Here is a 9926-nt window from a genome sequence, read left to right on the forward strand (position 1 = left end):
ACCGGCAAGCCTGTTATCACAGAAAAGAATGCGTTTGACTTCCAGCAGCTTGTAACGGACATTGTAGAAGATGCCGCTGAAATTTCAGACAATCAAAACAAGAAAAAATAAAATTCGGGAGGATGGATATGGTTGATGTAAATGTAACGGTCTCTGGTATAATTATGTGCTGTGATGAAAGCGTTTGCAACGTGAATTTAGGAAGAGGTTACACTATTGAAAAATGTCCTCTTGATGAATTGCCCTTCAAAAATGCAATCATGGATGGAAGAAATAATTTGAGTATAGATTATTTGACTTCAAGAATAATTGAGGATGGTAAAATATACTTCATTTGCTTAAAGAAAATGGACACAATACAAATTGAAGAACCCCATCCTCACCTAAGTGCCGATGGTACATATCGTATGTCGAACATCGATTGTATGTGTGAAGATCAGCTTAAGCCTTATATGGATGGTGAAACGCAGTATCTAAACGAGCAAATCAATCTGCTTCGGATTTTTAAGGCAGGAAATATTGGATTTAGGGATATCTTCTTTAACTATAAATTTACGATCGGAGGGTTCATTTCCAATAGTGTAAATCATACTAGCTATTATCAAACTAGAAACACTCTTGCGAATGAGCGCTTCACATTAAGCGTTCCCGAAACTGCATTATGTAATCAGTGGCTTTGTGATTATAGAAATGAGCCGTATACGTTATTGAAAAATAGCATTCATGAATTTTCTTGGGGATTGGAACAAGTAGATTTGGCGACGGGATTTGAACAATACACAACGGCATTGGAAATGACCCTCTTACCACAAAATCAACAAGGGAAAAAGCAAATGTTGGCGAATCGAGTTAGCGCATTGTTAGGAGGAACATCACAGGAAATCCAACAAGTTCATCAAAAAATGCTGAATTTTTATAGATTTCGTTCCGAGTCACTTCATGATGGTAATGGCTCTAATATTACAGACACAGAACTAAAAGAGTTGGAAAATGTAACAAGAGAAGTACTAAAAAAATGCATCGAGCGTTGCAAGGCGGAATATCAATCTAATCATACGATTACATGGGCAGAAGTAAAAAATCTTATTATGAGTGATTTGGTCACACAAGTAACCTTATTAAAAAATTCTGGAGCATTACCTGCATAAGCAAGAAACAGCCGGACACAGCAGCCACAAGGCCACCGTGTCCGGCTATTTCTGTGTTGACAACAACACATTACTTTTGTTGAAAATGATGTGTCGTTGTCAAGCTGGCAGTATCACTCACTCGCAAAATCAAACCTCTGTCCGTCAAAGTCAGCATCGGTCATGCGCTCCAATTTTGCAATGGTGCCGTTTGCCAGCCACCGCATTTCCGTGTCCATGTCCGGCAATGCGGCCAGCATCCGCGCTATTGTCCGGCGGCGGTCAGAAGTGTGGTACATACAAATCAAATTTTCTTCTTCTACACTGAAATTCATGTGTCAGACCTCCAATTCCTTTGTCTTTTCCCGTGGCGGCGTTTGCTTGCTCTGCTCTTTTTTTGCGGCATCCAGCTGTGCCCGGATGGACGGCTTTTTCGGTTTTGCGGCGCGGAACTTCTTGGTTTTCGGTGCCTTTTCCTCGGCCTTGACTGCGGCGGCAAGGTCCGTCAGAGAAATTTGTTCTCCGGCCTTTGCTTTGGCTTCCAACTCACCTAAAGAGGGCGCATTGTTCAGCACACCGTCAATCATGTTTTCGTTTTGTTCGGTGGAAAGTTCTGCGGTGCGCAGCGGGTTTTCCCGCAAGAACTCTGGCACCTGCTGGAAGCCCACACTATCGCAGTAGTGAGCGGTATTTTGTCCGTTCTGGTGCAGCACTACCACATCCGAAACGGACAGCGAGTGTCCCTTGAAATCTGCCGGATGGTCCACATTGAATGTACGGTAGATGTCCTCCAATGTGGTACCCGCAGCCAGCGGCGCGGCGTATACTTCCGTATAGTTGGCCTTGTCCACGGTCCGGCCAGCGGCCTGCAGGCGGTCGTAGGGCTCAAAACGGTAATCGCGGGTGGAATCTTCATTGCGCAGCTGGTAGATGGAAAAGCTGCCCTGCTGCGGTGCTTCAAAGCCTGCCGCTGCGTATTCCTCCACGGTCATTCCAGCAGCGGCCGCTTCCTGCTCGGTCTCGGCCTGCACCTGCGCCTTGTAGTCCTGCAAGCTCTGGTCAAAGTCGGCCAGCTTGGGCGGTTCCGGCAAGTTATACTGGCCTTGGTTGAGCAGCGGGCGGCAGTCCTGCACATAGGCCACAACAGCGTTGTAATAGGCCGCCTGTTCCGGCGAAATGATCTGTCCCTCTCGCAAAGCGGCGGTAGCCGTCTGCTCCATAGCGGAAAGATTGCAATGCTGTTTGAGGTACGGGATAAACTCGGTCAGCACCATTTCCCGCTCTGCCTTGTCCTGCTCCCATGCTTTCGGGCCTTTGTTATGCAGAACAAAATTCTTCCAGTTTTCATCTTTGGCGTAGTATTCGTGGTAGTTCTGGATGTGTTGAACCAAAGAACCCTCTCCGTCACCAAAATCCTGCCGCCCCTCGTAGTTGTCTGGCTGGCCGTTCAGGGTAAAATCAATGCGGAATGCGGTCTTGTCGTACCAGCCACCTGTGTAGCCGTCCTTTTCCCGTTCCGTGTGCTGGGTGGTGTCCAGTTCTTCAAAGACGCGGTTTGCCACGGACAGTGGCATGGTTTCGCCGTCCTGCAGCTTGTCACTTTCACTCCACAGAATTGTGACCGTGGGCTCTGCGGCGGGGTCTGGAATTTTAACGGGTGCGGGAATTTCATTCGCTTTTTCTGCTGCCTCTTGGAACGCTGCCAGCTTGTCGCCCAACAAAACTTCCGACACCTTGACTGTCTGCCCCAGCAGAGCAAGAGCTTCCTCTCCGGCATCCGGCAGGGTCAGACTGGGTGCGTCCAGTTGGCCGCCGTCCAGAGCCTTATTATCCGGGCCATACAGGGTGTAGTCATAGCCGGAATCGCAGGTCTGGATGAACAGCGTATTGCCGTTGTCCAGCGCAAATGCAGCCTCCTGTGCAGTGGAAAGTTCTGTTTCCCGCTGCTGGCGCAGTTCTGCCAGATGTTCGTCCAGTGCGGAGATCAGTTCATGGGCCGTATTGCGGATAATTTCCAGAGAGGCTTTCAACTCGGCCAGTTCCCGGCCCGAACTCCACCCGGCCACATAACCAAAGGAATACTCGGATGTGTCCAGCCCGTAGTGCTGGCAGACTGCATAAGCTACGCTTTCGGCCTGCACCTCGCGGGTGCGGCTGTCCGGGCGGTTGGTCTGTTCCGGGTCGGTGGGGTCGATGGCGTGAAGTTTGGCGTGGGCAATTTCATGGATAGCCGTCTTGATGGTTTGCAGCTGGCTCATGCCCTCTTGGATGGCAATGCGGTTGTCGAGCAGATGAAAGTACCCGTGCGCCCCGCCCTCTATGTCCTCAAACCCGATGGGCACCGGGGATGTCTGCTCCAATGCCTTGAAAAAATCTTGGTAGTCCTGCACGCTGCCGGACAGTTCATCCACAGCAATGGACGGCAGTGGTTCACCCTCAGTCTGGCTGACATCGAACACGGACACCACCTTAAAGGCCGGAATCTGTACCGTTTTTTCTTCGGTCAGCGGCTTGCCGTCCTTGTCCAGAATCGGCTTGCCCTGTTCGTCCAGCTTTTCCATCTTCTGCTTCACCTTATACGGCGCAGGGGCAAGGATTTTGATACCTTTTTCGCCTTTCTTCACGGTGCGGTGGAATGTGTCCTTCCACTTATTGAAGCCCGCCACCAGCTGCCCGCCCTGCATGGCAATCAGCAAAGTGTTGTTGAAGCTGTAATTGTGGAATTTTGCCATCGTGGTGAGGTAGGCTTTGTAGCGGTCGCTGTCAAACAACTGCTGAATGCCTGTTTCCAGCCGGTCCGTGATTTCTTTCATGCGTTCCGCGCTGTCCTTGCCGTTTAGGATAATGGGAATAACTTTCTGCGGTTCCGTTTCAGGCTGAACAGGTGGCGGGATGTTGGCCGAATCTCGCAAAACTTCCGGCGCAGGAAAGGACAGTACCCGGTATTCCTCCGGCACAGGCTGGCCCTCGTGGACTTTCTGCCACGCGTCCCCGCTTTTGACAAGGTAGCCATACTCGGTAAACACGCCCTGCTCCTGCTGGGCCACATACCGGCCGAACTGCGCCGTGTCGATGCCGCCTTTCCATTCTTCCGGCATATCCACCATGCCGGAACGGTTCAGATAGTAGTCGCCCAGTTGGGCAGGCCCGCGCACATCCGGCAGATGCACATAGTAGTCCACGTTTTCGGGAAAGTCGGTGATTCTCCCGATGCTGAAAAGCTCACTCTGCGGGGCTTGCAGGGCGGCGTTCAGCTCTGCGCGTTCCCCGGTAGAGAGTGTTTCCAGTCGTGATGCCAGAAAGTTCAGTTCGTCCACATTGGATGCCAGCACTATGTTGTAGGGAATCGCAAAACGCTTTTCTTCCTCGGCAAAGTAGCCAGAAATGAAAAGGCCCTGCGGATTATCGGACGAAATGCCGATTTGCCGCAGGGCCGCTTGTACCTGTTCGGTTGTAGTGGGCAGGTCCAGCCAGACACCATCCCTGCCTTGCTGCTGCCGATTTTGCAGCTGGATGGAAAATAATTCGCTCATTTGGTCACACTCCTTTTTTGCTATCCTACGGATAGAGAGAGCCGGTTATGGCAAAATGAATGCTTCACCTTACCATAACCGGCCCTCGTATTTTTGCCTTACTCTTTGCGCTCTACCCGGTAATTGACGTACTTGCCTCCCGTATCTGCCAGAAGCACCGTTGCATCATAGGTTTTGCCTGTCTTTTCGGAATAGAGACCCTTGACCTTTGCCTTACCGTTTTTGAGCAGAGCAGCGGCGATCTTCGGTGTGAACGCCTTTTTGCGTTGCTCAAAGAAGCGGTCATTCTTCCACATCACGAACTGACAGCCACGGTTCCCGCAGTAAAAATTCTTTTTACCCTCATAGACGTTTTCACCGCACCGGGGACACTTGCCGATGATGACCCGTTCCGACTGAAATAAGTTCTGCTTGTCCGCGCTGATGCAGGAATAGGTCTTGACCAGCTGGCGTACCTGCGTTTCAATTTCGGCCATGAACTCGTCCGGGTCTGCCTTGCCCTTGGCAATCTCGCTCAGGCGGTTTTCCCATTCAGCAGTCAGAGCGGGAGAGGTCAGGCTTTCCGGCAGAACCACCGCCAGATTGATGCCGTCCTTGGTGGGGACAAGCTGTTTGCCCTTGCGCTGCACAAAGCCCATTTGCACCAGTTTTTCCAGAATCGCGGCGCGGGTAGCGGGCGTACCCAGCCCCTTGCGTTCTGCGTTTTCCGGCATATCCTCGGCTCCGGCCCGCTCCATTGCTGACAGGAGTGTATCTTCCGTGTAGGCTTTCGGCGGGGACGTGAAATGTTCCGAAATATCAGATACAACAGAATAACTTTGTCCCTCGGTCAGTTCCGGCAGGGTGTTCAGGGTTTCTGTTTCTTCTTCGCCGTCTGCTTTCAGGGTGGAGCGGAACCTCTGGTCGATCTCTTTCCAACCGGGAACAAGCACCGTCTTTCCCTTGGCGATGAACTCGTTCCCGGCGCAGGAGAACACAGCAGTCACAGTTTCGTACTCATGGGGCGCGGCTATCGCGCAGAGCAGTTTGGAGCAGACAAGGTTCAGCAGCTTGCATTCACTCTCGGCAAGATCGGTGAAACCCTGTTTTGCAAATTCGGCGGTGGGAATGATGGCGTGGTGGTCTGATACCTTTTTACTGTTCAGAATCCGGCCCACTTTCGGGGGCAAGTCAAGCCCTTGGGCAAAGGGCAGCAGCCCCAGCAGGTCAGACACAAGATGTTGTGCTGTCTGGCCCATATCCTCGGTCAGATATTGGCTGTCGGTGCGGGGATAGGTCAGCAGTTTCTTTTCGTAAAGTTGCTGGGCATAATCAAGGGTCTGCTTTGCCGTGAAACCGAACAGGCGGTTTGCCTCCCGCTGCAAGGTGGTCAGATCATAGAGCTTGGGCGGCTGTTCTGTCTTTTTCTCCCGGTTGACAGAAGTACAAACGATAGTTGTGCCTGTGCATTTTTCTTTGAGAGAATTTGCGGTTTTTGCGTCCGCAATGCGCCCACTGTCTGCTTTCAGGCTGCCGGACTGGATGCCGACCGTGTAATATTTTTCTTTCTGGAAGCGCAGAATTTTTGCATCCCGGTCCACCAACATTTTCAGTGTCGGGGTCTGCACCCGGCCTACCGTCAGGGTTTTGTGGTACAGCACCGAAAACAGTCGCGTTGCATTGATACCCACCAGCCAATCCGCCTTTGCACGGCAGAGGGCCGATTGATACAGAGCATTATAATCCGAATCCGGGCGCAGGTTTGCAAAGCCCTCCCGGATGGCTGCATCCTCCATGCTGGAAATCCAGAGCCGCTTTACGGGTTTCGTGCAGCCGGCCATTTGGTAGACGAAACGGAAGATAAGTTCTCCCTCCCGGCCTGCGTCGGTCGCGGCGGTCACACTGTCCACATCCGGGCGGTTGAGCAGAGAGCGCACAATTTCAAACTGCTGTTTCTTTTCGTCCGGGACAATGAACTGCCACGGCTGGGGCAGGATGGGCAAATCCTCATACCGCCACTTACAGTATTTTTCATCGTACTGGCCCGCCTCGGCAAAGGACACCAGATGCCCGATGCACCAGCTGACCAGATACCCGCCGCCCTGCCAATAGCCGTTTTGCTTTTCAGTGGCCCCGATCACGGCGGCGATGCTGCGGGCTACACTGGGCTTTTCGGCGATCACCAGCTGAACGCTCATGTTTCGTCCTCCTGTCCGTCCTCTGAATGAATTTCGATTTCAGCCGGTTCCTCGTCTGCATCTTCGTCCTCGCCAAAATCGTATTCGTCCAGATCATCGTGCCCGGTGGTATCGGCCTTGGGCTTGCGGAACTTGAAATAATAGAGTGCTGCACCACCGCCCGCCAGAGCCAGCACCAGCAGGATCATCAGACTGCCTATGCTCGATTTCGGCTTTTCCTCCGGCGTTTCGGTGTCGTTTTTCACTGCTTCCGGGGCTGTGCAGTTGCGCAGGCTCTTTTCACACAAGGGGCAGTTTTCGTTGACACTTCCGGCCTCGCATTTCACGGTGCAGGTGCAGACTTCGGCGGCCTGCGGTTCTTCATCCAGCAGGGCCAGCAAGTCGGCATCGTCCACTTGGTTCAGGAAGTGAACGGACGTTTCCTTGTCCTCGTTGGCACGGTCAATGAGAATGTAAAAATAATTCCCGGCCTTGGTGGTCACTGTGATAAGCTGCTTGTCGCCGTAAAAGTCATCCACCAGTGTTGCATTGCCCTTGGGCGTGATGGGCACACCCTCCGGCTCCATGTCGCCCGTGGTGGGTTCTTCTTCGATAATCTCCGGCAGAGGTTCCGGGGCAGGGTCAGTACCGCTTGCGAAAGCGGGCATGGAAAAGGAGCAGAGGCAGAGCAGGATAGCCAGCAGTCCGGCAGCGAAACGGTTCCAGTTGTCAGGTTTCATCGGCGGCATCCTCCTGTTTGTGGTACGGGGTGACGGTAGGAGCGGCGTTTAGCGCACCGCTGCGCAGGAAGGCCGCAAACTCGTCCGGCTTCATATTCATGCTGCGCACCAGCTGAATGATCTGCAAGTTTTCCTGTTCAGTCTTTGCAGCTTCCAGTTCTTTCAACTGCTGCTGGTATTCAGAGATTTTTTCTTTGAGCCGTTTAATATCGCGCTCAATGCGGGAAAGTCTTTTTGCCATACAAAATCCTTTCTGGCGTCACGGTAAACGCCCGTAGCTGTAAAAATGTTCCTGCCAATATTTTGAGTTGAGGTTTGTGTAAGAGATAGGGTCGCCGCAGTGCAGCATGATGGAATTGCCTACATAGATACCGCAATGGCTCACGCCGGGGGTATCGTAGGTGCCCTTGAAAAATACAAGGTCACCCGGTTTGACCTGTGCGGCCGAAACAGGAGTACAGAAGTTGTAAAGGCCCCGTGCGGTCTGACGGCCCACATTCCAGCCGGAGTGATTCAGCACCCACGAAATGTAGCCGCTGCAATCAAAGCTGGTGCTGGGCGAACTGCCGCCCCACACATACGGGTAGCCGATGTACTTTGTGGCTTCCTCCATCATGGCGGCAAACCTATCATCCTTTAGTGCTTCCGGGGGAATATCGTAGTAGGTGGGCTGCTTGATGGTGGACGCATTGGGGTACTGTGCCTGCCCGAACAAATCCGGCCGGTTGCCCAGCGTGCGCATATAGAGCGAATAAGCACTGAGTTGTTCTTCGGTCAGCACTTCCACGGGCAGGTGAGATAAATCTTTGTTCTTCAGCTTGACCGTACAGATGTAGTATTCATACGGTTCTTGATAGGTGATAACCTGCGGCACACCATACGGGCCAATAATGACCATCATTTTTGTACGGTAGCGTATCTGCATGGTCACGGTCTCGGTCAGGATGTATTGCTTTTCAAAGAGCATTTCAAGTTCGCCCTGCACCTCGGCCAGTGTGAACACGCCGTCATGCAGCGCGGACAAAATCGAGATCAGCACATAGGGGTCATGCTCGATTTCATCCAGATAAAAATGATACTCGTCATAGTTGTGGGTGGCCTCGTAGGTGTCGAGATACCGTTGCAGCTTTTGTTCCAGCTTGGCATAAGCCTTCTCTGCACCCAGCATATCCTTGTCCTTGGAAAAATAAGAAGATGCCGTCACGCCGGTTCCAGCGGTGCCCGCCATCACGGTGCAGGACTGCAAACCCGTTATCAAGAGCAGAGCCAGCAGACCGAACACCGCCACGATCAGAATGGTTTTCCAGTTCCGGGCCGCAAATTCGGCTACCCGTTCGCCGCCCTCGGCCGCCAGCTTTGTTACCCGGAAACCGTTCTCTGCGGTGGCGGCTGCACCCTGCGCGGCGGCTTGTCCGGCCTGCCGTGCAGCTTTGGCATACTGCTGTTTGATACGCCGTTTCTGCCACATCCGGGAAATGGGGTTGCTGGCCGCCTGTGCAATTTGCGGATTGTCCCGCAAGGATTTCTGGTAAAAGTATTCTGCATTGGCAGACATGAGCTGACGCTCTGCCTTTTCCACGGCCTTGTAGGGCTTCATCTTGTGGTGCCGGATGCCGCTGCGGATGGCTTTGGCGGTCTGACGCTCCACCAGTTCTTCACCTTTGTGGCCGCCCTCCACGCCCACATTTTCGTGTTCGACCTCGTGGATTTTTCCGTGAGCGAACAGCAATGCTTCCGACAGAGGGCGGCTGGCCGGGTTTGGTTTCAGGCTGGGCGGGCCTTTGTCCTGCTGCTCAAACCGCAGGGTGGATTTTGCCTTGCCGCTGGCTGCATCGTAAACTTTTTCCTTGACCGGGACACGCTTCTTCGGCAGAGCGGCGCGGGCCGCATCCAGCTTGTCGGCCTTTGCTTCCGCCTTGTGGATGTACGGCTGCAACTCCGGGTCTGCCCGTTCGTCCTCGGTCAATTCCAAACGGGCAGCGGAACGGTGCAGACCATCTTCACTTTTGGCGGTGGCCGCTGTTTCTGCTGCCTTTTTCGCTTTCTTTTTATTTTTATGCCCGTCCTTGATGTCCTCGGCCCGTTCCAGAATTTTTTCGGCCTTGCCCTCGGCATCCGTAGAATAATCTTGTTCTGCCTCCCGGCTGGAAACGTTCTCCACGGTGCCGTCCGCCTGATTTTCCACTACCAGACCGTCACGGGTCATGGTCTGGGTGACTTTGGCTTTTGCCTGCAATTCTTTCAAAGTTCTTCACCTCCCATCTGACAGCGGCCCGTTTCAATGTCCGCAATGTATTTGAGAATCGGGAACACCTGCGGCGGCGAAACCGCATTGCCCAGTGTTTTCATCCGCTTGCTGCGGTTCGGCAC

The 9926-nt window shown here is 52.9% G+C and carries 7 protein-coding genes and 1 pseudogene; 1 reads left to right on the top strand and 7 read right to left on the bottom strand.

Features of this window, described 5'->3' with window-relative positions; all coding sequences use genetic code 11:
- Positions 1-128 precede the first annotated feature (128 nt).
- Positions 129-1148 (top strand): hypothetical protein, encoded by a 1020-nt coding sequence (locus DW937_RS07675; RefSeq protein WP_243111443.1) that lies wholly within the window; start codon positions 129-131, stop codon positions 1146-1148.
- Between the two features lie 113 nt (positions 1149-1261).
- Here the strand turns inward: DW937_RS07675 and DW937_RS07680 are convergent, their stop codons facing one another.
- The 7 genes and pseudogenes from DW937_RS07680 to DW937_RS15185 form a co-directional block, all read right to left on the bottom strand.
- On the bottom strand, positions 1262-1462 hold the full coding sequence (locus tag DW937_RS07680; protein ID WP_120120573.1) for a transposon-transfer assisting family protein: 201 nt from the start codon (positions 1460-1462) through the stop codon (positions 1262-1264).
- 3 nt (positions 1463-1465) lie between these two features.
- Complete coding sequence (locus DW937_RS07685; RefSeq protein WP_120120574.1) at positions 1466-4660, bottom strand: YodL domain-containing protein; 3195 nt, start codon at positions 4658-4660, stop codon at positions 1466-1468.
- A gap of 98 nt (positions 4661-4758) precedes the next feature.
- On the bottom strand, positions 4759-6837 hold the full coding sequence (locus tag DW937_RS07690) for a DNA topoisomerase 3 (protein WP_120120575.1): 2079 nt from the start codon (positions 6835-6837) through the stop codon (positions 4759-4761).
- Entirely contained in the window at positions 6834-7556 is a 723-nt protein-coding gene (locus DW937_RS07695) for a DUF4366 domain-containing protein (RefSeq protein WP_120120576.1), read from the bottom strand. The genes DW937_RS07690 and DW937_RS07695 overlap by 4 nt, the downstream gene beginning before the upstream one ends.
- Positions 7546-7797, bottom strand: a complete 252-nt coding sequence (locus tag DW937_RS07700) for a DUF4315 family protein (protein WP_120120577.1) — start codon at positions 7795-7797, stop codon at positions 7546-7548. The genes DW937_RS07695 and DW937_RS07700 overlap by 11 nt, the downstream gene beginning before the upstream one ends.
- An 18-nt stretch (positions 7798-7815) precedes the next feature.
- On the bottom strand, positions 7816-9801 hold the full coding sequence (locus tag DW937_RS07705; protein ID WP_120120578.1) for a C40 family peptidase: 1986 nt from the start codon (positions 9799-9801) through the stop codon (positions 7816-7818).
- Positions 9798-9926: pseudogene (locus DW937_RS15185) on the bottom strand (DNA cytosine methyltransferase); the annotation flags it as partial. The pseudogene DW937_RS15185 and the gene DW937_RS07705, both read right to left, overlap by 4 nt.

This window comes from Faecalibacterium sp. AM43-5AT (genome assembly GCF_003603345.1).
Classification (GTDB): domain Bacteria; phylum Bacillota; class Clostridia; order Oscillospirales; family Ruminococcaceae; genus Faecalibacterium; species Faecalibacterium taiwanense.